General features: G+C 40.5%; 22 protein-coding genes. 13 read left to right on the top strand and 9 right to left on the bottom strand.

Annotation, left to right across the window (positions count from 1 at the left end):
- Nucleotides 1-220: 220 nt before the first annotated feature.
- Both WA1_RS06800 and WA1_RS06795 read right to left on the bottom strand, forming a co-directional pair.
- Nucleotides 221-1165 carry an FAD-binding oxidoreductase gene (locus WA1_RS06800; RefSeq protein ID WP_272819088.1) on the bottom strand — a complete coding sequence of 315 codons (945 nt, stop codon included), beginning with the start codon at nucleotides 1163-1165 and terminating at the stop codon, nucleotides 221-223.
- 87 nt (nucleotides 1166-1252) lie between these two features.
- Nucleotides 1253-1633, bottom strand: a complete 381-nt coding sequence (locus WA1_RS06795; RefSeq protein WP_017750188.1) for a hypothetical protein — start codon at nucleotides 1631-1633, stop codon at nucleotides 1253-1255.
- Between the two features lie 105 nt (nucleotides 1634-1738).
- Between WA1_RS06795 and WA1_RS06790 the strand changes: the two genes are divergently transcribed.
- Nucleotides 1739-3139 (top strand): IS4 family transposase, encoded by a 1401-nt coding sequence (locus tag WA1_RS06790; protein WP_026135398.1) that lies wholly within the window; start codon nucleotides 1739-1741, stop codon nucleotides 3137-3139.
- Between the two features lie 200 nt (nucleotides 3140-3339).
- Here the strand turns inward: WA1_RS06790 and WA1_RS06785 are convergent, their stop codons facing one another.
- Nucleotides 3340-3678, bottom strand: coding sequence for a hypothetical protein (locus tag WA1_RS06785; protein WP_066612785.1), 339 nt, complete (start codon nucleotides 3676-3678; stop codon nucleotides 3340-3342).
- A 132-nt stretch (nucleotides 3679-3810) separates the two neighbouring features.
- Between WA1_RS06785 and WA1_RS06780 the strand changes: the two genes are divergently transcribed.
- A complete protein-coding gene (locus tag WA1_RS06780; RefSeq protein ID WP_158516604.1) occupies nucleotides 3811-4041 on the top strand; it encodes a hypothetical protein in 231 nt (76 codons plus the stop codon).
- 73 nt (nucleotides 4042-4114) lie between these two features.
- Here the strand turns inward: WA1_RS06780 and ssuE are convergent, their stop codons facing one another.
- Together ssuE and WA1_RS06770 are read right to left on the bottom strand one after the other, a co-directional pair.
- Complete coding sequence (gene ssuE, locus WA1_RS06775) at nucleotides 4115-4663, bottom strand: NADPH-dependent FMN reductase (RefSeq protein ID WP_017748931.1); 549 nt, start codon at nucleotides 4661-4663, stop codon at nucleotides 4115-4117.
- 53 nt (nucleotides 4664-4716) lie between these two features.
- Nucleotides 4717-5424, bottom strand: a complete 708-nt coding sequence (locus WA1_RS06770; protein ID WP_017748932.1) for a tryptophan 7-halogenase — start codon at nucleotides 5422-5424, stop codon at nucleotides 4717-4719.
- Nucleotides 5425-5582: 158 nt separating this feature from the next.
- On the opposite strand from WA1_RS06770, the gene WA1_RS06765 reads away from it, so the two are divergent.
- From WA1_RS06765 to WA1_RS06755, 3 genes are all read left to right on the top strand, one after another.
- Entirely contained in the window at nucleotides 5583-6407 is an 825-nt protein-coding gene (locus WA1_RS06765) for an SMI1/KNR4 family protein (RefSeq protein ID WP_017748933.1), read from the top strand.
- Nucleotides 6408-6713: 306 nt separating this feature from the next.
- Entirely contained in the window at nucleotides 6714-7013 is a 300-nt protein-coding gene (locus WA1_RS06760) for a hypothetical protein (protein WP_017748934.1), read from the top strand.
- Nucleotides 7006-7347: a hypothetical protein gene (locus WA1_RS06755; protein ID WP_017748935.1), complete on the top strand. Its 342-nt coding sequence runs from the start codon at nucleotides 7006-7008 to the stop codon at nucleotides 7345-7347. Before WA1_RS06760 ends, WA1_RS06755 begins: the two co-directional genes overlap by 8 nt.
- Nucleotides 7348-7544: 197 nt before the next feature.
- Here the strand turns inward: WA1_RS06755 and WA1_RS06750 are convergent, their stop codons facing one another.
- Both WA1_RS06750 and WA1_RS06745 read right to left on the bottom strand, forming a co-directional pair.
- The gene (locus WA1_RS06750) at nucleotides 7545-7970 is read right to left on the bottom strand and encodes a hypothetical protein (RefSeq protein WP_017748936.1); all 426 of its coding nucleotides are present in this window, start codon (nucleotides 7968-7970) and stop codon (nucleotides 7545-7547) included.
- The gene (locus tag WA1_RS06745) at nucleotides 7967-8176 is read right to left on the bottom strand and encodes a ribbon-helix-helix domain-containing protein (protein WP_017748937.1); all 210 of its coding nucleotides are present in this window, start codon (nucleotides 8174-8176) and stop codon (nucleotides 7967-7969) included. Before WA1_RS06745 ends, WA1_RS06750 begins: the two co-directional genes overlap by 4 nt.
- A gap of 479 nt (nucleotides 8177-8655) precedes the next feature.
- Between WA1_RS06745 and WA1_RS06740 the strand changes: the two genes are divergently transcribed.
- From WA1_RS06740 to WA1_RS06725, 4 genes are all read left to right on the top strand, one after another.
- Complete coding sequence (locus tag WA1_RS06740; RefSeq protein ID WP_017748938.1) at nucleotides 8656-10257, top strand: GUN4 domain-containing protein; 1602 nt, start codon at nucleotides 8656-8658, stop codon at nucleotides 10255-10257.
- A 259-nt stretch (nucleotides 10258-10516) separates the two neighbouring features.
- Nucleotides 10517-10711: a hypothetical protein gene (locus tag WA1_RS06735; protein WP_017748939.1), complete on the top strand. Its 195-nt coding sequence runs from the start codon at nucleotides 10517-10519 to the stop codon at nucleotides 10709-10711.
- Nucleotides 10712-10744: 33 nt separating this feature from the next.
- Nucleotides 10745-11011, top strand: a complete 267-nt coding sequence (locus WA1_RS06730; protein WP_017748940.1) for a CopG family ribbon-helix-helix protein — start codon at nucleotides 10745-10747, stop codon at nucleotides 11009-11011.
- The gene (locus tag WA1_RS06725) at nucleotides 11008-11280 is read left to right on the top strand and encodes a type II toxin-antitoxin system RelE/ParE family toxin (RefSeq protein WP_017748941.1); all 273 of its coding nucleotides are present in this window, start codon (nucleotides 11008-11010) and stop codon (nucleotides 11278-11280) included. The genes WA1_RS06730 and WA1_RS06725 overlap by 4 nt, the downstream gene beginning before the upstream one ends.
- Before the next feature lie 74 nt (nucleotides 11281-11354).
- Here the strand turns inward: WA1_RS06725 and WA1_RS06720 are convergent, their stop codons facing one another.
- Nucleotides 11355-11720, bottom strand: a complete 366-nt coding sequence (locus tag WA1_RS06720; protein ID WP_017748942.1) for a DUF2237 family protein — start codon at nucleotides 11718-11720, stop codon at nucleotides 11355-11357.
- Between the two features lie 123 nt (nucleotides 11721-11843).
- Entirely contained in the window at nucleotides 11844-13313 is a 1470-nt protein-coding gene (dacB, locus tag WA1_RS06715) for a D-alanyl-D-alanine carboxypeptidase/D-alanyl-D-alanine endopeptidase (RefSeq protein ID WP_017748943.1), read from the bottom strand.
- A 599-nt stretch (nucleotides 13314-13912) separates the two neighbouring features.
- Between dacB and WA1_RS06710 the strand changes: the two genes are divergently transcribed.
- The 4 genes from WA1_RS06710 (at nucleotide 13913) to WA1_RS06695 (ending at nucleotide 22987) form a co-directional block, all read left to right on the top strand.
- Nucleotides 13913-14839 carry a WecB/TagA/CpsF family glycosyltransferase gene (locus WA1_RS06710; RefSeq protein ID WP_148662638.1) on the top strand — a complete coding sequence of 309 codons (927 nt, stop codon included), beginning with the start codon at nucleotides 13913-13915 and terminating at the stop codon, nucleotides 14837-14839.
- 205 nt (nucleotides 14840-15044) lie between these two features.
- Nucleotides 15045-15986, top strand: a complete 942-nt coding sequence (locus WA1_RS06705) for a glycosyltransferase family 2 protein (protein WP_017748945.1) — start codon at nucleotides 15045-15047, stop codon at nucleotides 15984-15986.
- Between the two features lie 166 nt (nucleotides 15987-16152).
- Nucleotides 16153-17085, top strand: a complete 933-nt coding sequence (locus WA1_RS06700; RefSeq protein WP_017748946.1) for a beta-1,6-N-acetylglucosaminyltransferase — start codon at nucleotides 16153-16155, stop codon at nucleotides 17083-17085.
- Between the two features lie 289 nt (nucleotides 17086-17374).
- The gene (locus WA1_RS06695) at nucleotides 17375-22987 is read left to right on the top strand and encodes a malectin domain-containing carbohydrate-binding protein (protein ID WP_017748947.1); all 5613 of its coding nucleotides are present in this window, start codon (nucleotides 17375-17377) and stop codon (nucleotides 22985-22987) included.
- The last annotated feature ends 156 nt before the right edge of the window (nucleotides 22988-23143 follow it).

Below are 23143 nucleotides of genomic sequence, written 5' to 3'. Positions count from 1 at the left end.
TAGTTTTAGACTAAAATTACTTCTAGGTCTAGGGTTCCCATTAATTGCCCGTATTAACAAAACCAAGTCCAGTTTTTTTGAAAAGTAGAAGTGACACCGAGAACGTCGATACAGGAATACCAAAAACCCGCTTTCTTCGAGTTGAGTATATAAGTTATCAAGCTTGACCACAGAGAGAAACCAGGTTTTTTAGCCAGCTTTGAAATCCTGTGCTGATGCTCTAGGCAAATATCCGCTCTGGATCGTACTTTTGCTTCAATGTCACCCAAGTATCATAACGGTTGCCATAATGCTGTTTCCAATTAAAATCCGATCTGCCAAGCCACCCAGAAAGGTAGCGTTTTCCACCTGCATTTAAGAGCATTTGATGAACTTTTTCTAAGATATCAAGACTGTTGGTATCATGAGTTGCAACAGCCACGGGAAGAATAGCGAAACACAAGATATCATCTTCTGGTGGCATCATAAAGAGATAAGGTAGGCGATCGGATGCAACCATTATGGCTCTGTGTCCATCACCTAAACTGAGGGGTAACATATCAAGAATTTCGGGTAGGATTTCTGCCAAAGTTTTAGCACTGATGAAACAATCTATCCAAGGATGAGTTTGGTTCCATGCACCCGTTTCCCGCATCATATCAAAGCGGGGTTGGTAGCGAAAAACATGACTTGCGGTTTCTTCATCTTCAGTATGGATTAGCTGGCAATAATTCAAGCCCTTCAGTACGTCGCTTAAACAAGGTGCTGTAGTATCATATTCTACGCCAAGTTGCAATCCATAAAGCCAATGGGTAAAGAAGCGCTTACCACTAGGGGTGTTACGGATACCTTTAGCAGAAGACCAGCAAAAGCCTTCAAGATGGTCTATCTGGTTGCTTTTATCCAACAAGACTTGGTCATGCATCCAAGCATCAAGAGAGTCATAAAGCAGATGGAAAGTACGAATGTATTTTTTTATTGTGCGTAACTCCAAGGTGGTGCTGACGATAATACCGCATCTTCCCAATCCGCCTAAGACTGCATCATACAATTCGGGTTTTTGCGTGCGACTGCATTTGATACATTCACCACTTCCTGTGACGACGTTCATCTCAACCACATTAGCAACAACGGGACCATAGGTTTTGGAAGTACTACCAACACCTCCAATGGAGAGTAGTCCCAATACTGCTCGGTTAAGGGAAATAAAGGGTAAAACAGTGTCAAATGTGTTCGCGTATTAAAAACGATAACTGAAAGCGGATGGGCAAGGTTATTTTTTGTCTTTGAGACTTTCGTACAAATCTATCCAGTTTTGTCTGAGAGAATGAATCGTATTTTTTAAGGTGTCGATTTGCATTCTTCGTGTAACTTGCATAACAGCATCAATATGAGCGGGGCTTCCAGCTTTCCCCAAATGCTTATATTTACTTAATTTATTAGGAGTTTGCGTAGGGAAAATCGGCATTTGAGCGTGCAACTTATAGTACCAGTAAGTTCCTTTTTGACCGCGTGCCTGGTAGCGCAGGACACAACAACCTTCGGGTGCAACTTCTCCTGAAGCTTGAATTTGTTGAATTTGTAGTTGTAGAGTAGCGATCGCTTGCTGTAAGAGTTCGGCTCTGGCAATAATATCGTCAGTTTTCGTAGGCATCAATTGGAATTGGGGAAAGATAGAGTTCTCGAATAGATTACGAGAACAAAAAGTGTTTTAATCAATATTATCTTATACGAAATTTCACTTCAAAACTGAGTGCTAATGATGCTAGTTAACTTTGAATTCAACAATCAAATCCTAAATCGGGCACAATTACTGCTGGCTCTTAACCAGATCATCCCTACCGAGTCGATTATGGCAGCGATTACAACAACGAGTAGTACCGCACGGCGTCAAAGAATACTTCCTACACACGTAGTAATCTCTCTAGTAATCGCCATGAGTTTTTGGTCCTCCGATTCAATCGTGGATGTATTGAAAAATCTCATTCAGGGTTTTAATTCTTTGCAAATCCCCTTTAAGAGACGTTTTAAGATACCAACATCTTCATCAATAAGTGAAGCTAGACAACGAATTGGTGCTGCTGTTATGACTCGTTTATTTGAAATTGTTGCAAAACCTTTAGCAACAATTAAAACACCAGGTGCTTTTTTGGGTGGACTGAGAATAATGGCTTTGGATGGCACAGTTTTTGATGTTCCTGATACAGAAACTAATGCTAAAGTATTTGGTTACCCTGGTTCTCGTCCTGGTACAAATCCGGCTTTTCCCAAAGCTAGGTTAACTTTTTTAGTCGAAGCAGGAACTCATTTAATTATCGACATATTTTGTTGTCCATATCGAATTGGAGAGAGAAAAGGAGCTTTAAAGCTATTAAGAAGTGTTGAGGAGAGTATGTTGTTAATGTGGGACAGAGGACTGCACTCATTTAAAATGATTCATGCTGCAATCAAACAAAAATGTCATATTCTTGGTCGCGTGCCATCTCATGTAAAATTTGAGTTTGTTAAAGCTTTTCCTGATGGTTCCTATCTAAGTTGGCTTGCTCCTGATGGAAAGTCAAGAAAGAAGGGAGCGACGAAAATACCTGTTCGTGTCATTGAATATATTATTGAAGTTGAGGGTGTAGAAAAGGTGTATCGTTTAGTAACTGATTTGATGGATATTTCAACTTTTCCTGCATTGCTCTTAGCCCAAGAATACCATCAACGGTGGGAAGCTGAGAACACCTTGGATGAGTTAAAAGTCCATCTGAACGGTCGTAAAATTCCTATCCGCTCGAAGAATCCTCGTGAAGTTATCCAAGAAATTTATGGTTGGTTACTAGGACACTATTGTATACGTTATTTAATGTTTCAAAGTGCAGCAATCAAGGGAATATCTCCCCTAAGTTTAAGTTTTACCAGTTCTCTAAGAGTTGTCAGACGTGCTATTCCTCAGTTTCAACAGCAAGTTAATCATTCTCTTGAGAATATGAATATATATTTTAGCTGGTTAATCTGGGAAATCTTAGACTTACAAATACCACCAACCTCAGGCAGAACTAATCCGAGGGTAATCAAGAAAACTCGTTCTAAATTTAAAACTAAAAAACGATGTCATAGAAATAATTATACTCCCCGGCAACAACTATCTTTTACAATTTTTACAACCGCTAGTTGACATCATCTAGTAGTAGAAGATAGTTGAACTAGATAGAAAATTAAAAGGGACAAGGTTTAGAGATTTTTTCAATTAAATATAAACATTCTTGAGAGATACTTGCTCATCTCTTGTGGGTTCATTTATACAAATTTCTCTCATTTTTGTTCTCGTAAATAAAACGAGAACAGTTTCTTCGGAATTTTAGGCTTCACTTTCCCTTAACCGAGCAGTATTGGGATAAACTTATAATACTCTGGATCAGAAATCTTTGCTAAATTGATTCTTAATAAATCTTGGAAAGACATTACCCAAAAGCTGATATTTTCAGATAATCTAGCAAAGTCATCCAAGTCATGTTTACTCCACTTCAAATGCTGAAACAAATGATTTGTACGTAAGTTATCTTGTTTTTTTTGAAGATATTCTTGTATGGTTCTCATCTTGTTTACAAATGATGTTTGATACAAGATACAAGATAGCTTTACTACGCTTGAAGCTCCTGAGTAAAAACGCTGAAAATTTATAAAAAATTTATCCTTAATGTAAAGACTCTTCATACAGCGCATCTCTACATACTACGAAATCTTACTGATAATCTTTGTTAGGACAAGGTTTTGAAGGTTCAATTGACACAGATGAATCTGCGCTTAAGGACTTCAAAATAAAAAAATATCCCAAAATTTCTTGTGGTGCGGGCATCTTACCCGCCACTAATAAAGGACGGGCATCTTGCCCGTCCCACAAGATGGGATAATTTATTTCTTGGAAATCCCTTAGCCGACGAAATCAAGGGTACTTACAGAGGGATGATGATTGCGATTCTCCCCGAAGAATGGCGTGTTTTTCACAACATGACCTTCATCGAATTATCGCAAATTCTCAAACATCTGGCAGAAACTTTAGCTTTTAACATACTATAACTGCCGAACCCACCTTTCTATCAATTGAGTCTTGCACTCAGACTCAATTACTGCGGCTAGATGCTGAAGAACGCTACCCACTAACCAATTGCTTCTGCTTCATAGTACTGACAAGTTCCTGAATAGAAACTTGCAGTCTCTCTTCAATCTCGCTGTCTAATTGAATATGCCCGTGCTCATTAAACTGGATTTGTGAGCTAACGACATAAACACCTCTAAGAATGTGGGTGGCTCCCATTGCTGAGAACAGAGGCTTCATAGCATAGTCAATTGAGAGCAAATGGTTGATTGACCCACCTGTTACAATTGGTAGGATGGTTTTTCCAGCAAAGGCATACTGTGGCATCAAGTCTAGCAAAGCTTTGAGCGCTCCTGTGTAGGAGGAATTGTAAACAGGTGTGGAAATAATAACCGCCCTGGCTTGCTTGATGAGAAGCTGTAGTTCCTTCAACTTTGGACTCTCAAAATTGCCGTAGATCAGATCCTCTGATGGTAGGTCGCGCACTGTAATAGATCCTGCTTCCAATCCATGTTTGGCAATTAGCTCTTCGGCATATTTCAATATTGCATTAGAGCGAGAAGACTGGAATGCGCTGCCGTAAATGGTAATAATTTCATGCATGGTTGCAATCTATGATGGATAATGATGTTAGGGGAAAAGAAACTTAGAGCTACTTAACTTCTAGCAAGTGAGAGAGCTAACTCATTTTCGCTAAGATACTCCGATCGCTCTTGAGACTTAATCACGTAAGTTAAGTATTCATACTGAGATGGTAAAGTAGCATTCAGGTGCTCGGCTCTTTGCTTAATGGCATTAAATGCAATGATCGCGTTTCGTTCGTCGATATGATCCAAAGCAGGTAGACTGTTTTGTGGTTTGTAATTGAGTCCCAGTAACATCACAGAGTAAGAGTAAGACTCGAAACCATGATAGTTCGGATAGATGTTCTTGCTGTTTGGCAGTCGATTTTTCCACAACCGCAATCTTTCGCGCAATTCTTCCGGAACAACAATCTCGTGCTTAGTTGCCTTCCAGAACGGTGTGTCTGCTCTGTCACTAGCACAGTAATGGAGCGTCAAGAAGTTGCGAACACCATCTATGCACTCAGCGATAGTTTTGTTGTAGCTTTTCATCAACTCCTCATTGAAGGTTTTGTCTGGGAAGTGGCTGACTAACTCTTCAATACTGTGTTGGATAAAGAATATGCCAGTAGACTCTAATGGTTCCACAAATCCACTCGATAGACCAATCGCTACACAGTTTTTCACCCATGAGTTACGGTTTCGTCCCACCCGAATCTTAATGTGTGACGCCTTGCAGTTGTCTGTAGCCGGTCCTAAGTGCTGGCGAAATTCCTGTTCTGCTTCTTCTTCTGAACACATGATTCCAGACCCGGTAACCGGGGAAACAGACCAGCAAAGATTCGGTAAAAGAAGGACTACTAGTGAGTGAAAATTATTTTTTGATTAGAGGCAAACCTATACAGCAAATTTATGTTATTTGTTAGTTAACCAATATGACATAAGAGAGCAATACAACAATGTACGAATGGTTAGAAAAAGAGATTAGTGAAATTAAAACTAGGAAATTTCATGTTATTAAAACGCCAGGAGAAGAAGTAGATATAGCAATGTCTATGCCATCTGATATCTATTCATTATTACCACCATCATATGTAGCTTTTCTCTCCAAGTTTGGTAGAGCAAAACTTTACCGAGAAAACGCTTATTACCAAGTTGGTATACTCAACCCTCCCCAGGACAAAATCCTCAAAAGCGGAGAAAAAGTTTTGCATATTGGTTTCTTTAATGACTCAGAAGCATATTTTAAATATTCTCTATTAATACCAGGTAAAGAGTCACCTGTTTATGAGTGTACTGATGAAGGATTTGAAAAAATAGCTGATAGTTTCGAGGAATGGCTGACTATTAGATGTGAGGATGCGCGTGACGCTTACACAGATTCAAAATGGGAGGAGATATGGAATGGACCAAAGCCATTTACAAAAGAAGAAGAGGCCGTAGTTATAGCAAGAAAGCAATTCCAATGGCAAGTAGTTGGATTTGATGAAAATAGAACTCTAAAGATAGCCGTTAAAAATAACTCAAATCTTATCCTGCCATATTTGACTATTGGTATGAGAGCAATAGACCCAACAGAGGAAGGTAGAATTTGGGAAAGTGGACTCTATATTGATATATCTAGTATTCAACCAGGACAAGAAAGTGTTGTAGAGCATCATATTCATCAAAATCTGTTTACTCCCATTAATACAGAATTATTCCAAGTAAGCGATCCACTTCCGGAAGAGCGAGACAAGTATTGGGAATTTCAAAAATTGAGAACGGCTGAGGTAGGTAAATGATGTTGGAAGTTTTTGAAATTGAGGGCGAAAATAGACTTTTGCGGATATTAGATGAGTTGCAAAAGGCAAAAGTTTAAAAATTTTACGACGCGGTTCACTCCAACAAGAATTTACCTCCAAGAGATATCATAAAAATTATAACTCTTGACTTGCGGGAGCAAAATCTGGTCTGCGAGTATGAGATTCTGACGAAGGACATTTCCGATCAAATGGCTAGAAAGTTTCTCCATGAGGGGGAAATACTAACTCAGAAAAAAAAAGCGATTAAAAAAAGAACGCCTTGCTAAAAGAAAACAGGATTTTAAGTTGAAAGAATCTTATCGATGGGTAGAAGCATTCCAAAAAATCGAGAAATTGTTTGCTGACTTAAAAATGCCAACTGGTGGCTGCCTCACTAAAATAATTCATGTTTTTGATAGGGAAGGGGATATTGCGGAGATTTTTCTTGAGTTAGATAAAATTTTGAATACGGGTGTTGTTGTTAGAGCAGCTCATAACCGTTGCTTAGAAGGAGAAAACTCTTACTTATGGTCTGATGTGACATCACAACCAGTGCAGTTTACATTCATAAACGTCAAGAGCAAGACAAGGAGGACAAATGACTAATGCAGGACAACCACCACAACCACAAAGCATTGAGGAACGGCTAACCCGTCTAGAAACTCTGTTTGCCAACGTTGGCGAAACAGTTGTCGGACATGACGCCACTATTGATGTATTGGTAGCGAATATTCAGCAACTTACCGAAAATCTTAATAATCTAGGCGAACAGACTAACCGCAATATCAACAACTTGGCAGAGCAAGCAGCCCAAGATCGCCAGCAAGCCGCTATCGACCGTCAAAATTTTCGTAACGAAATACGGCAGATTTGGGAATATTTGCGCGATCGCTTCGGGTGGCAGCAGCCCACCCTGACATCACAGCACCAGGAAAACTAGAACCGCTTGAAAGATTAGCTTTTTTGATTAAATCAATGCACGATGAAAGATCGAGGCGAAGTGGAGAAACCAGTTTATTTATTGCTTTTGTTATTTCTTCACTCATGTTTCAATGTGTTGCTTGCTACTATCTTAAAACTGACCTGAGACAAGTAATCATTTATGTGCGATCGCTTCCGTTTCTTCCTCTTTCCAGACTAACTAGGCGGACTGCTACCACCGTTTCTGTCGCGCAAATAATCCCAAATCCGTCGAATTTCGGTTTGAAAAGTTTGGCGGTCAATTGCGGCTTGCTGCCTGTCCTGGGCTGCCTGCGCTCTATCCTGCTCTGCTTGTATGGCTAGAGTATCAACACGATTGGTTACTTCAGCAACATTGGTAGTTAATGCATCTACTCGTAGTGCAACGGTATTAACGTTACCCGTTAGTGTATCTACTTTTTCGGTAAGTTGCTGGATGTTAGCAACCAGAACGTCAATGGTGTTACTTTGACCGTTGACGTTAGCACCCATAGCAGCAATGGCATCATTCTGGGCTAGCACTGTTTCGCCAACGTTGGCAAACAGTGTTTCTAAACGGCTGAGTCGTTCCTCAGTGGTTGGTGGTTGTCCTGCGTTGGTCATTTGTCCTCCTTGTTTTTTGGCGGCTTAGGTGGCTGTGGTAATTCTCCCTGTGCCTGTTTCGTTGTCACTGCATCCAAAACTATAGTTTCAATCAAGTTACTTGTAGATCGGTTTTCTGAACTAGCCCATAGGTCAAGATATTCTTTAATCCACTGGTCGCATACAAATTGCACTCTGGGGCGGTCTCTTTTAGGGACATTAGGCATAAGTAGTTAATTCTACGCTTAATTACCCTAGATTACTACACCTTAGTATTAATTGGTATTCTTACAGTTACCTGTTGACGATTACAGCTACCTGCTGTTAGTATAGCATTAACGAGGCAATCGACAAGACATAAACCCTGCGGGTAGTCAAAGCGAGCGTCGGACAAATAAATCTTTACATTCTACTTTTTGTCTAAGTCCCAATAAGGGTAGCCACCGAGATACCCGCAAAATGGAACACGTTGTAAAGATGTGTAACGCAAATGTTTGAAAACCCTTGATTTTACGTAGTTTCAATACCGGATTGAGCGTTTCCTCTCTTGTGAAATTATTCCCGAAAAAGCTCATCTATGGGCAAGTGTGAGAGACCAAATAGCGCGAAGAGTTGATATTAGTGTGCAAAAATTTGAATCTCTCTAAACCATTTTTGGGTAATTTAGTAAATCACTAAACTACGTTACGCAACAAAAGTTTACAAAATGTCCCATTTTACCGTTATCTCGGCGGATACCCAGAATGGGACTGTTGTTTTAGTTTTGGCTTTATTGGGAGCATCGATTGTAGGATTAATTGCTAGTAAAAATGTTGTAGAAGCAAATAATCAAGTAGCAAAAGAACAGGAAAAAGTTACAAAAGCACAGAATACAATCAAACAGTTAGAAGAAAATGAGAAAGTAATCGATTCTAGAGCTAGAAAAGCGGTAGAACGCGAAAAAAATGCTATTAAAAATCAACAATCTGTCCAGAAAGAATTAGAGACGAAAAAAGCATTACTTGTTCAAGCAGATACTCAAAGAAAACAATTAGACCAAAAAGCACGAGAATTAAAAATAAAGGCAGAGGAATCAAATCAAGAACTAGTAAAGAGTAATAATCAGTTGACAGCAGTTGAAAATAGCAGACAAGAGTTAGAAGCTACAATTATAAAAATTAGGCGAGACAAAGAACGTTTTCAACAGGAGTTCAATAAAACTCAAGAACAATACAAGAAGTTTAAAAAACAAGTTGTAGATAGCGATAAATACCTTCAAACAGTGGAAATACTTGCTAAAAAGGCTGGAGAACTTGAAGCTGAAGGTTCGGATACTGAAGCAAAAGAATTATTTTCACAAGCAGGTCAATCTGTGAATATAAAAGACCACAAACTCAGGCAAGCGGTTCTTTATGCTGGCATATCTTATGCTTATCAAAAGCTGAAATCAAAGGATTTAAAAGAAGCAGAAAAATATCTAGAAGAGAGTCAACAACAATGGAAACATTTACAAGGTAATAATTCTAATGAAGCATCACAAATCCATATTTTAACTTTCAAGACACAAGGGAATTTATTTAAAGAACAAGATAAAACTCTGCAAGCAATTAATGCATATAAATCAGCTTATAACATTCTGATAAATCTGAAATTAAAAGGTCAAAGAGGAAACAAAATAGCTAATGTCAGTCCTTCATTTCAAAATATGCAAATCAAAATTTTATCTAAACAAAATATAGAGGCATTGCATCGAGAGTTTATCACTTTACTCTCACAATATAATGGCGATAAAAAGCTTAAGAGCCAGGTTGAGGAATCTTTAAAAGAACACTATCTAGATGAACTTAATAACTTTCTTGTAAACAAAAAATGGCAGGAAGCTGATAGAGGAATGGCTCGGCTTATGTTCTATGTTGCTAATAGAGAAGAACAAAGTTCTCTGAATGAAGAATCCATCAAAAACTTCTCCTGCCAAAACCTTCAAGAAATTGACTCGCTATGGGTAAAAAACTCAGGTGGACGTTTTGGTTTTAGCGTGCAAAAGCAAATTTGGTTAAAGGTAGGACGACCGGGTCTTAGTACCGAATGGACAAATGATGACGAAAAAGCTTGGAGAGTTTTTGTCTCTCGCGTTGGGTGGTATGATGAAGAAGGTAGTTACCTGAATAACCCTGAATTATTTGAGAATATTGAGAAAAAGAAGGTTGAAGGTATACTACCTTTGTTTATTAGAAATGTGTGGACATGGTATCCGGTAAATAGTCCGGACGAGTCTGGAGAGAGGCGTGTAAAAGCGTTCTTTTCTCGCGTTGCGATTTGTAAACTGTAACATATAGTGCGATTCGTTGGCTAGAAACCTTATCCAATAAGGATTTGGAGGATTAGCCACGAGCGGTTCAGGGAAAAAAATCCCACAACCAAGACAACTGTACAATCATATAGGTGAGGCAATAAAAGCCAAGTCTTATCCCGTAGGTGCAATGGTGACAGCGTATCCCCCAACTCGGAGACTAGTGCACTGGGCAAAAATACTTCGACAGTTTATCATACTCTTGAGAAGTGAGAATAACCATTAAAAGAGAGGAAATATGCGTGGATCGAAACCAACGCCAATTGTACTGAGTGACAGACAACAAAGTATTCTTAACCAAATTCTGAAACGGCATAGCAGTTCACAGCAACAAGTTCAACGAGTAAAAATGATTCTGACGATGGCATCAGGCTTAAATAACCAGCAAACAGCTAGTAGATGTCTTTTCAATCGTTCTCTTGCCCTGTTATAATGCAAGGTAGTATATTGCATTTACGGAGTGTTTATGAGCACTACAAGCTTTCGTCTGGATGATGATCTTGAAAAGAAGCTCGAAGTCACCGCTGACCGATTACGGCGTACAAAGGGATGGATCATCAACGATGCGCTTCGCCAGTACATCATGCGTGAAGAACGAAGGCTTCGGATGTTGGAAGAGACCGAAGACGCCGTTGCTGACATCGAAGCACGTCGGGTCGTCTCTGGCGAAGAAGTGATGGAGTGGCTCGCTACCTGGGGAACCACGGGTGAAACCAAAGCTCCCAAGATATGAAGCTCGAATTTTCGCAAAGTGCGGTAGATGATTTGGTGAGACTTCGTGAGTTCATCGCCAAGAACAACCCACGAGCGGCGGAGCGGGTCTCATTACGACTTAGGCAAGCGATAGGAAAGCTTGTGCTTCATCCTGAGATTGGGCGTCGTGTACCCGATCTGGAAAACGTGCGTGAGCTGATCGCCGGGAATTACGTCGTTCGTTACCTCCTTGAAGGCGAGACGCTTTTCGTTCTTCGTATTTGGCACGGTAAGGAGTACAGGGACTAAAGAAGACACCCTGACTATGGTGTTGAAAAAGTGAACAAATATAGTGTTTGGCTACGCTTTACTCCATTATTTGGCTACTCAACGGCGTGCTGCTTCAATTCCTCCAAAGAAGCATATTCTAAAGCAGATGCGTGAGTTGCTGACAAAACTATAGGTGGTGCGACGCCTGCGTCTAGAGCCTCCTTCCACCGAGATGCACACAAACACCATCTATCACCTGGTTTTAAACCTGGGAAATTAAATGTGGGAACAGCAGTGCTCAAATCGTTACCCCGAGACTGAGTGAATGCCAAGAACTCTTCTGTGACTTGAGCACAAACAACGTGTGCACCAAAATCACCTCCCCCTGTATTACATTTGCCATCCCGGTAATAACCAGTCATTGGCGAGGTACAGCATATTTCCAGTTGTTGTCCAAGAACATTTCTAGCTTCTGTCATATGGCTCAGCCTTAACCTTTTGTTCTGGTTTCATCAATCAATAACCACGCTAACATAATACCTGTTACTGCTGCATTCCCAGCCCAAACAGCACTATTATAACTTTGGTAAGTTGCCAGAGGTTTAACACCGCTGTAACTGAGCTAACATCACCACAATTTCATCCATTGCTTGGCGAACAACTCTTGCAGGTTGTTCTGTCAGATTCACCATGATACTGAAAACAACAGGGCTGTAGTTAGGTGCATTGACATATCCGGCAAGGGAAACAACACCTGTCATTGTACCTGTTTTTGCTTGTACAATTCCCTCAGCAGGTGTTTTAAGAAAGCGATTTTTGAGAGTCCCGCTTCTACCTGCAACGGGTAAAGATGCTCGGTACACTGATGCTGCTGGAGATTTTGCCATTGCTTGTAAAGTTTGGACTAAAGCTTCCGGGCTGATCAAGTTTTTACGAGATAATCCCGAACCATCGACTATGGAGTAGCCTGCTGAATCTATTCCCAACTGGGTTAAGCTTACTTTCATCAATTCTAATCCCGCATCAGCAGTTGCTTGGTTCTGAGACGGTGGTTTTTTGATAGCTAACGCCCTCAGTAAAGACTCAGCAAAAAGATTATTACTGTTAGTGTTTGTCTCAACTAACAATTCTGATAGAGGCGGAGAATCTACAGCAGCCAGTTCTTCTTTGTATTTCCTACTAAAAGGTGAGACAAATGTCTGTGCGACGTTTATCTCTTCAGTTTTTAAAACACTCCGAAAGCGGCGCAAAAAATATTCTGCAGGGGCGATCGCAGGTAAATTGACTGATGCTGGTTCGGAGTTGACTGGCAATTGTCCTTGAATTTGTAAGATTGAGCCTTTGAAGTCACGGGTTATATTAATAAAGGAGGGTTGATTTTCTGCTGTTGTGACTGAGCGATTGACTATCCGCCACTGTTTCTCCTCATCAGTGTCAGTCCAGGTAACATTTAAAGGTCTGCCAACAATTTGCGGTTGGAGCTTTAAGCCAAAGACATTTTGATTTAAGATTAAGCTATTAATGGGCGCTCCATAGTCAGACTGTATATCTTCCCACTGCCAAGAAGGATGAACAATATCTCCTTGAATATAATTATCATCAGCAATCAAAAGTTTAATATCTCGGATACCCTTTTCCTTCAATTGCTTTGCTAGGATTGCAAGCTGAGTCTCGGTTAAACTGGGGTCTCCCCTACCAACAACACGCAAAACGCCATCGCGATCGCTATATATAGATGTGCGAAAGCGAAAATCCTGACCAAGTTGTTGCAAGACGGCGGCTGTTGTGAGAAGTTTGGCAACAGAAGCTGGAGTAAAATATTTTTGGGCATCCCGGCTGTAAAGAGTTTGGGTGGAAGCCAGAGGTTGTACTAGAACACCCCAACGCGATCGACGCAGAAGCGGGCGATCGATAACAGCATTGATAGACGCTTGTAGTTGAGCGGGACAAATGGATCGTGCAGTGTCTGTTGTTGGTACAACTTGTGTTTGTGCGTGAACGGCTTCTAAAGAAAAACTAACCTGGGTACCAAGAAACAGCAGCAGGAAACTAGTAAAACTTTTTTTAGACATTATCTGAGTTTATAGAGCAGTCAATAAGGGAATGACATGAGCATACATAGCAATCTTACTTGAATTGTGAATTTTTCATCAAAAAACTCAATTATTAAGATTTAGCTAATAAATCAAACATACGTAAGTACCAATTATATTTTCTTTAAAAACAAGCACTTTTATAGATATTTCTTTTACAAATTCTTCGTATTTATATCAGTAAATTATAAGTACTGATGGTACACGGATATCATGAGCTATTAACAAAGCAAAATATTTCATTCATCCTTTAAAAAAAGGAAAAAAATATAAACCTTCGACCAATACTTGCAAAAACAGATAGACTTTTTACTGAAGTATCTAGTATTAATTAAGAATCCAAATAAGCAATTTCCGATTGAGAAGGAAACCTAACAAATGAGACGCTTAAATCTGAAGCTTCTCTTAAGGCTGAAAACACTTAAGCTTCAGTACCTAGTATATCTTTAAGTACTATCAATGCTTTAAGGAACCGTTTAACTCCAAGACTTTAAGCCATTTGGTAACGGTACTTAAATATACATTCTATCTACTGAACTGAAACCTATTTTCAAAAACTAACCAAGAAATGGGGTGTTATGATGTCTCTGAATGACAAAAGTCAAAATCTACCAAATCTAGATGTGTATCTGCTTGAACGTCGCATTACCTGTATGACTGTATCGTCGATTGTAGATGCAGTGCATGCGGCATATATGCAAGGAAAAAAAATAACTGTAGCAAATTATAATGTTCACAGTTTTAACCTATCGATGCAATTACCTTGGTTTTATCACTTTCTCCAAAGTTCGGAAATTGTTAACTGTGACAGTGTTGGCATTTTAAAAGCGATTGATTATATGGGGGTGAAGTTACCTCTAGATTATCGAGCTTCATATACGCTATTGATGCCAAAATTACTCGAACACTGTAACACACATAAATTGAGTGTATTTTTGCTAGGAGCAAAACCGCAGTATTTAGAAGCAGCCCTAGATAACCTCAGAAAGCAATATGTAAATATTCAGTTTTTTGGACACCACGGTTATTTCGATAAAGAAGACGCAAAGCAGAATGAAACCGTAATTCAGAAAATCAATCAAAACAAGCCCAACGTTCTAATAGTGGGTATGGGCATGCCAATTCAAGAAAAATGGGTTTACGAATATCGCAGCCGTTTAAATGTCAATGCCATCCTGCTTGGAGGGGCCATTATTGACAGATTTGCAGGCACTGTTCCAGATTGCCCGCAGGCTATTTCTAATGTAGGTTTGGAGTGGCTCTATCGTTTGTGTCGCGAACCAAAGCGCTTGGCAGCACGCTATTTACTTGGTAATCCTGCTTTTGCTTGCCATATCGCTCTAGGTAAGTTGTATGCACCTCCATTACGCGTACAACCAATGCAACCCATTGGCAGTTACAGTCTAGAACGTAATGTTCAAGTGAGCAACTTGTACTTAAGCTTAATAACTCAACAAAATCAAGAGGTAGGCGCAACTATTCTCTCTAGCTCTCCATCAATTTAAAAGTGATGCGTCCATTTTAGGGCTTTCCAAGAAATCAATGATCCATCTTGTGGAACGGGTGTCCCCGCCCGTCCTGTATTAGTGGCGGGCTGTGAGCACCGCACCACAAGAAATTTTGAGAGATTTTTTATTTGGAAGTCCTTCTATACAAAAATTTTTCGTATCTGTTTATTGTTTCACGGACTAAGAATCAGGAGGCATTACCTTGGAACCTTTAGTTAGTGTGGTCATACCCACTTATTCCAGATCGCAGTTAGTTAAACGAGCAGTTATTAGTGCTTTAGCACAAACTCTTCACAACATAGAAGTCATTGTTGTGATTGATGGTTCAGATCCAGCAACCTGTGCTGCTTTAGCACAGATCAAAGACTCCCGACTGAAGGTTATAGAATTACCAACCAATCAAGGTTGCCGTGCGGCTCGTAAAGCTGGTATTGATGCTGCTAGTGGCAAATGGATTGCTTCTTTAGATGACGACGACCAATGGATGCCTCAAAAGTTAGAGTTACAATTGAAAGCTGCAGAAAGTTCTCAGCACAAGTTTCCTATTGTTACGTGCTACTTAGTTGCTCGTTCACCTAAAAGCGATGCTATCTTGCCCAGAAGGCTTCCCAAACCATCTGAAGCAATAAGTGACTACTTGTTTGTTCGTAATACTTTGTTCCAAGGAGAAGGGCTGATTCAATCTTCAACCATCTTTACATCCAAAGAATTACTGCAGAAAGTTCCTATTTTGGTGAATTCTCAGAGACATGATGATTGGGATTGGTTGTTGCGGGCATCTTCTGTAGAAGGAGTAGGAGTCGAGTTTGTGCCTGATATTCTCTCGATTTGGTATGTGGGAGATCCGCGTCCGAGCTTGAGTAAGAACAATCCTTGGCAAGCTTCTTTAGATTGGATTAGAGCAAAACGAGATTTAGTCACGCCAAGAGCCTATTCCTCTTTTATCCTTGCAGAAGTTAGCGCACGGGCTGCTAAAGCACGTGATTGGAACGCACTTTTTCCACTGCTGTGGGAGGCAGTTAGGTTTGGTAAACCTCAGCTTAAGGATATTCTTCTGTGTCTGGGTATGTGGTTTATCTCTCCAGAACAACGTAATTCGTTGCGCCACCTTCTAGCGAAGAAAGTCAAAGCAATGTCTACCTGAGATATAGAACCAAAAATTTTTTACACGTTCAAATATTCAGCTACAAGGGGGCAAAAAACCCGGTTTCTCTCCTTTGCAAAGCTTGATATCTTGTAGGCTCAACTTAAAGAAACCGAGTTTTTGAGATTATTGTACCGATGCTATAGACCTTAAAAAGGAGAATTAAATGCGCGTTTGTTATCTCATTCAAAGCCATAGAAATCCAGAGCAAATTAATCGCTTGATAAAGACTATTAAACAAATAAGTCCAAATTCTTTTATCATTGTGAGTCATGATTTTTCTAGTTCTAATTTGAATTTAGAAGTTCTGAATGATTTGCAAAATGTCAAGGTAATTCCTGGGTTGGGGGGACGAGGCAATTTTTCCATCATTCATGGATATATGAATGCTGTATCATGGCTTTTCCAAAACAATATCGACTTTGATTGGTTAATAAATCTCTCTGGACAAGATTATCCTACCCAGCATCTCTCACAAATGCATAATCTTCTGGCTGAGACACGGTATGATGGTTTCTTAGAATATTTTAATGTTCTTTCTCCAGAAAGCCATTGGAGTATTAGAGAGGGGTATTCGCGCTATTTTTACAAATACCAACAACTCCCTTCTATCGCTAAACTACCTGATTGGGGCAAGGATTTGCTTGCACCAGTAAAAATTCTTAATTACATACAGCCTTTTGTGAGGCTTAATATTGCTTTTGGTATGTTTGGTGTAAAAAGTTCTACTCCTTTCAATGAAGACTTTATCTGTTATGGCGGCTCTTTCTTCTGTACTTTATCTAAAAGATGTGTGGAGTACTTGTATAAGTTTTACCTATTGCGTCCAGATATTGTGAGTTTCTATGAGGGAGTTAATGTACCAGAAGAGTCTTTCCTTCAAACGGTATTGCTCAACAGTGGTTTATTCAACTTGTGCAATGATAACAAGGTTTATATTGATTTTTCTGGCTCTCGAAATGGTCGTCCGCGCTTGTTAACGGCGGATGATTTTGGAATGATCGCGCAAAGTCAGTCTTATTTTGCTAGAAAGTTTGATTTAAATAAAGATAGTAAGGTTTTGGATCTTTTAGATAGCAATATTTTGTCAGCGATTTAAGAATTAACAACCGCTGATGAACGCGGATGGACGCAGATAATTATTGATTTCCCTTGTATAGTTATTGAGATTTGAGTTTGACTAAAAAACTGAAATCTCATTTTCTATTAGAGTATCCAGATCCCCGACTTCTTTGAGAAGTCGGGGATCGAACTTTTGTTATATCATCTAAAATATTTTTATTTTTTCTATATAGAATTTTTGAATTTAGAGTAAACATATAGATTTTTAAATTTTTTATTTGGAAAATAGATATTACATCAGAACATTTTTTGACAGCATATATCCTATGGTTAACAAAGCTCTATTTACTATAGATCCGTCTAGTAGTGGCATTAACACAAGTACTTATACGGCTTCTTCTTTTAAAATTACTAACAACTCAACAACTGGACAGAAAATAAATCGGGTACTTATTGATTTGAGTTCTAGTATTCTGCCAGATTTAATCTTCGATCCTTATGGAACGGCTGGCGATAGCACAGCTAAAGGTTTCACGGTAGATAATGAAGGGAGTACGGGGTATGTTTCTTATAACTACCTCAAAGCTCACGATAGTGGGTTTGATGCTTTAGAGATTATTTTTAATGGATTCGATCCTGGTAAGACTTTTACTTTTTCTATTGATGTCGATCCAACAAGTATCAAAGGTTTACCTGCACCCGGTCCTAATGAATCTGGTAGTGTTTCTGGGTTAGAGCTTGTAGGTACTACAGTCACGGTTGATTTTAGTGATAATACTAGCTACACGGGACAGACTTACAGAATTCCTAACAGTTCAGATGGTTCACAAGTCATTATTCAACCAAATATTCCTGTTAAACCTACATTGGAAGTCCTGGGTTTGACTTCAACACAATCAACTGTATCGGAAGCTAATCAAACAGTTCGAGTCTATGGTTCTCAGGGAGCTTCAGTTAACCTGTTGGTCATGGAGGCTGGTTTATTTACAAATAATGGTAGCGGGTTCGATTTAGATCCTTTTGAAGCTAACTCGGCTATTTCTGTAAATGAGAAGGTTGTTACTATTGGAGCAGCAGGTTATGTTGATATTCCAATCACCCTAACAAATTCTCATGCTGATGGAGGTCGCAACCATATTGTTGCGGTTGCAAAAGCATCAGATGGTTCAACAAGTTTGCTTTCTACCGTACAAGTTGTACAGCTTGCTGCAAGTCCAAACAATAACCCAGCACCAACACCGGGAGCGATTCGGATTAATGCAGGTGGTGAAGCTTATACTGATACCACAGGTCATCTCTGGAGTGCAGACCAATATTTCTCTGGCGGTTCTGCCAAAAATTATGCTTCTGCGATCGCCAACACTGTGGAAGATCCCCTTTATCAAAACGAGCGTACTGGTAAAACCATCAATTACGCGATTCCAGTCGCCAACGGGGAATACACTGTTAATCTCAAGTTAGCAGAACTGTACTGGGGTAGTGCAGGGAAACGTATTTTCGATGTCAGTGCGGAAAATCAACTCTTCTTTGATAACTTAGATATTTTTGCGGAATCTGGCGCGAAAAATCAAGCTTTGGATAAGTCCTTCAAGACGATCGTCACTGACGGTGTTCTGAATTTAAGCTTTGTGGCTAGTGCTGATAATGCCAAAATTGATGCCATAGAAATCACCCCTGTTGGTAGTCCAACACCAAGTGTCCTTGTACAACCAACAGGAGGTAGCACGAGTGTGGCGGAAGGGGGAGCTACTGACTCTTACTCCCTGGTTCTCAGTACTAAACCCACAGCAAATGTCACCATTAACTTAGCTGTTGGCAATCAACTCAGTGCAAATAAGACCAGTGTTACCTTCACCCCTGATAACTGGAATATTGCTCAAACTATTACCCTCACTGCTGTTGATGATACTGTAGTCGAAGGTTCGCAAACAGCTAGTATCACTCACACTGTCAGTAGTAGTGATAGCAATTACAACACCATTAGCGTTCCAAATGTCGCCGTCACCATTGCAGATAACGATCGCCCAGCACCTACATCAGCAGCGATTCGGATTAATGCGGGCGGTCAAGCTTACACTGATACCACAGGTCATCTCTGGAGTGCAGACCAATATTTCTTGAATGGTAAACTCTATAGTACGGCGGCGGCGATCGCTAACACTGTGGAAGATCCCCTCTATCAAAACGAGCGTTCTGGAAAAATATTAGATTACGCAATTCCAGTCGCCAACGGGGAATACACCGTTAACCTCAAGTTAGCAGAACTTTACTGGGGTAGTGCGGGGAAACGCATTTTCGATGTCAGTGCAGAGAATCAACTCTTCTTTGATAACTTAGATATTTTTGCGGAATCTGGCGCGAAAAACAAAGCTTTGGATAAGTCCTTCAAGACGATCGTCACTGACGGTGTTTTAAATTTGAGCTTTGTGGCTAGTGTTGATAATGCCAAAATTGATGCCATAGAAATCGTCCCTGTTGGTACGCCAACACCAAGCGTCCTTATACAACCAACAGGAGGTAGCACGAGTGTGACGGAAGGGGGAGCTACTGACTCTTACTCCCTAGCTCTCAGTACTAAACCCACAGCAAATGTCACCATTAACTTAGCTGTTGGCAATCAACTCAGTGCAAATAAGACCAGTGTTACCTTCACCCCTGATAACTGGAATATTGCTCAAACTATTACCCTCACTGCTGTTGATGATACTGTAGTCGAAGGTTCGCAAACAGCTAGTATCACTCACACTGTCAGTAGTACTGATAGTAATTACAGCAGCCTGAGCGTTCCAAATGTCTCCGTCACCATCGCAGATAACGACAATTCAGCACCAACACCGGGAGCGATTCGGATTAATACAGGTGGTGAAGCTTATACTGATACCACAGGTCTTCTCTGGAGTGCAGACCAATATTTCTCTGGCGGAACTGCTAAAAATTATGCTTCTGCGATCGCCAACACTGTGGAAGATCCCCTTTATCAAAACGAGCGTACTGGTAAAACTGTCAATTACGCGATTCCAGTCGCCAACGGGGAATACACTGTTAACCTCAAGTTAGCAGAACTTTATTGGGGTAGCGCAGGGAAAAGAATTTTCGATGTCAGTGCGGAAAATCAACTCTTCTTTGATAACTTAGATATTTTTGCGGAATCTGGCGCGAAAAATCAAGCTTTGGATAAGTCTTTCAAGACGATCGTCACTGACGGTGTTCTGAATTTAAGCTTTGTGGCTAGTGTTGATAATGCCAAAATTGATGCCATAGAAATCGTCCCTGTTGGTACGCCAACACCAAGCGTCCTTGTACAACCAACAGGAGGTAGCACGAGTGTGACGGAAGGGGGAGCTACTGACTCTTACTCTCTGGTTCTCAGTACTAAACCCACAGCAAATGTCACCATTAACTTAGCTGTTGGCAATCAACTCAGTGCAAATAAGACCAGTGTTACCTTCACCCCTGATAACTGGAATACGGCTCAAACTATTACCCTCACGGCTGTTGATGATACTGTGGTCGAAGGAGCACAAACAGCTAGTATCACTCACACTGTCAGTAGTACTGATAGCAATTACAGCAACCTGAGCGTTCCAAATGTCTCAGTTACCATTGCAGATAACGATAGCCCAGTCCCGACACCAGGAACGATTCGTATTGATGTTGGTGCTCAGCAAGCTTACACCGATCTTGCTGGTAATGTTTGGAGTCCAGATCAGCATTTCCTTAACGGTACAATCTTTACTACAGGTGCGGCGATCGCAAAAACTGACGACGATCCCCTCTATCAAACGCACCGTACTGCCAAAAACTTAGCTTACGAAATCCCTGTGGCAAATGGCAATTACCTTGTGAATCTGCACTTTGCTGAATCTTACTGGAATGATTATGGTCAGAGGGTCTTCGATATTTCTCTTGAGGGCGAGCAAGTATACGATAACCTAGATATTTTTGGACAATCCAAAAACGCATTTTTCCCTGGTAAGAATTCTGCTCTTGCTTTGTCTTTCCCAGAAATTACTGTGACTGATAGCAAGCTTAATGTTAATTTTGCCGCCAGCTTTGACAACGCTGCACTTGCTGCTTTAGAAGTTATCCCTCTCACCGGTCCAAGAATGATTCTGCATCAGACTGCACGCAGTACTGAAGTTATGGAAGGGGGATACAATGATACTTACTCAATAGTTCTCAATACTAAACCCACAGCAAATGTCACCATCAATTTGACGACAGACAGCCAAATCAGTACTGACAAAACAAGCGTTACCTTCACTCCTAATAACTGGAATGTTGCTCAAGCGATCGCAGTCAATGCGATTAACGACACCCTAGCAGAAGGTGCTCAAACAGTCAACATTGCTCACACGATTACCAGTGCAGATAGTGACTACAGCAGCCTGAGCGCTTCCAATCTTGCGGTTAAGGTCATTGATAATGAACTTCCTCCCATCAATTTCACAAAGAAAAAAGTCGCTGCAATAGGCGACCCCACCACAGGTGCTTGGGGTCCAGATGGTAGGTTGTACGTAGGTACTTACAGTGGTGAAATTCGAGCATATACCTTTGATGACAACTACAATGTGATTGGCACACAAATCATCAACACTCTGATGAGTCTGCCTAATTCTGATATCTTAGGTATTGCTTTCAATCCTTTTGACTCGACTCCGAAAATTTACGTATCCCACAGTAAACTCTACGGTAATGGTGGAAGTAGCTTCCCTGAAACTGAACTTTCAGAATATAGCGGTCAGGTTTCAGTTCTCGAAGGACCCAATTTTTCAGTTGTGAAACCTTTAATTACGGGTTTACCAGTTTCAAACCATGACCACGGGGTTAATGGCTTGACATTTGATAATCAAGGTAATTTGTACATTGCAGTTGGTGGTAATACCAATGGTGGTGTTCCCAATAGCAGCATAGGCGGTCTTCCAGAGTCTCCGTTTACAGCCGCTATCCTCAAAGCCGACATTACAAAAGCCAACTTCAATGGTCAGATTGAGTATGTTTTACCACCTGATTTTGAACCACCCAGTGGATTAACCTTCGACGCAGAAGACAGCCAAGTCTTTGGAGATGAAGCAAAGGTCGCGTCTGGCGTGGATGTATCTGTGTATGCTAGCGGTCTCCGAAATCCTTACGATGTGGCATTTACTACAAAAGGAATACTGTATGCCACAGATAACGGACACAATAAAGGCTTTGGTAGCCTCTCCACTTCCGCAACCACTGAAATACCTGCCTATGGTACACCAGATGAACTAAACTTGGTGGAAGAAGGGAATTATTACGGTCATCCCAATCGAAATCGCGGAAGCGAAGACGACCGTCAGAACGTTTTTTATGGACCATCTCAAGCAAGTATTCCAGGAGTATACACTGCTCCATTAACAACGATGAGTCCCTCAACCAATGGAATTGTTGAATATCGAGCAACGACATTCAACAACCAATTGCGCGGAGACTTATTCGCTCAGCAATGGAACAAACAGCTTTATAACTTTAGTCTCTCATCAAATGGCAGACAAGTACAAAAAGTTGACTCCCTCACTGGTGTTACCGATGGGTTAGATATAGAAGTTGGTCCCGGAGGTGTCATTTTTGGTATGGATTTTGCTGAAGACGCGATTACAGTTGCGACTCCTAACGATTCATCCATAGTTGGGATGAAAGCCTTTGATATCGACAGATGGCGTGCTGCTGCTACAGGTGGTGGTCAGTTTATTATTGGTGGAGTTAACTTTGGTAGTTTAGCGGATACCACAGTCAAAATTGGTGGACAAAACGCAACTCTTACCTCTGTTTCTGGTAAGAGAATTATGGGAACCCTACCATCTTTTTCTAACCCATCTAATGATTTGTTAGACATAGAAGTTTACAGTAACGGTCAGCAATCTATGATACCAGATGCTTTCTTAGCTTTATCTGGGAATACTGGTTTGGGTTAATTAGGGGTTAGGGAGTAGGGAGTAGGGAGTAGAAAAATTTTTCTTTCTCCAAGGATTTTGGTTTTGCTCATACCATTTCGATATGAAGCTGCATAAAATCAACCGCTCCTCCCCTTGATAAGGGGAGGTTGTCTGGGGTAAAAAAATGTGTAAGCT

The organism is Scytonema hofmannii PCC 7110, assembly GCF_000346485.2.
In the GTDB taxonomy this organism is placed as follows: Bacteria; Cyanobacteriota; Cyanobacteriia; order Cyanobacteriales; family Nostocaceae; genus Scytonema; species Scytonema hofmannii.
Note: the sequence above shows the minus strand (reverse complement) of the source record. Positions and strands in the feature narration are given on the sequence as shown.

Coding starts and splice junctions, on each gene's coding strand:
- WA1_RS06795 (WP_017750188.1), bottom strand. CDS start 1,633: ATGCCTACGAAAACTGACGATATTATTGCCAGAGCCGAACTCTTACAG.
- WA1_RS06790 (WP_026135398.1), top strand. CDS start 1,739: ATGATGCTAGTTAACTTTGAATTCAACAATCAAATCCTAAATCGGGCA.
- WA1_RS06785 (WP_066612785.1), bottom strand. CDS start 3,678: ATGAAGAGTCTTTACATTAAGGATAAATTTTTTATAAATTTTCAGCGT.
- ssuE (WP_017748931.1), bottom strand. CDS start 4,663: ATGCATGAAATTATTACCATTTACGGCAGCGCATTCCAGTCTTCTCGC.
- WA1_RS06770 (WP_017748932.1), bottom strand. CDS start 5,424: ATGTGTTCAGAAGAAGAAGCAGAACAGGAATTTCGCCAGCACTTAGGA.
- WA1_RS06765 (WP_017748933.1), top strand. CDS start 5,583: ATGTACGAATGGTTAGAAAAAGAGATTAGTGAAATTAAAACTAGGAAA.
- WA1_RS06755 (WP_017748935.1), top strand. CDS start 7,006: ATGACTAATGCAGGACAACCACCACAACCACAAAGCATTGAGGAACGG.
- WA1_RS06750 (WP_017748936.1), bottom strand. CDS start 7,970: ATGACCAACGCAGGACAACCACCAACCACTGAGGAACGACTCAGCCGT.
- WA1_RS06745 (WP_017748937.1), bottom strand. CDS start 8,176: ATGCCTAATGTCCCTAAAAGAGACCGCCCCAGAGTGCAATTTGTATGC.
- WA1_RS06740 (WP_017748938.1), top strand. CDS start 8,656: ATGTCCCATTTTACCGTTATCTCGGCGGATACCCAGAATGGGACTGTT.
- WA1_RS06735 (WP_017748939.1), top strand. CDS start 10,517: ATGCGTGGATCGAAACCAACGCCAATTGTACTGAGTGACAGACAACAA.
- WA1_RS06730 (WP_017748940.1), top strand. CDS start 10,745: ATGAGCACTACAAGCTTTCGTCTGGATGATGATCTTGAAAAGAAGCTC.
- WA1_RS06725 (WP_017748941.1), top strand. CDS start 11,008: ATGAAGCTCGAATTTTCGCAAAGTGCGGTAGATGATTTGGTGAGACTT.
- WA1_RS06720 (WP_017748942.1), bottom strand. CDS start 11,720: ATGACAGAAGCTAGAAATGTTCTTGGACAACAACTGGAAATATGCTGT.
- dacB (WP_017748943.1), bottom strand. CDS start 13,313: ATGTCTAAAAAAAGTTTTACTAGTTTCCTGCTGCTGTTTCTTGGTACC.
- WA1_RS06710 (WP_148662638.1), top strand. CDS start 13,913: ATGATGTCTCTGAATGACAAAAGTCAAAATCTACCAAATCTAGATGTG.
- WA1_RS06700 (WP_017748946.1), top strand. CDS start 16,153: ATGCGCGTTTGTTATCTCATTCAAAGCCATAGAAATCCAGAGCAAATT.
- WA1_RS06695 (WP_017748947.1), top strand. CDS start 17,375: ATGGTTAACAAAGCTCTATTTACTATAGATCCGTCTAGTAGTGGCATT.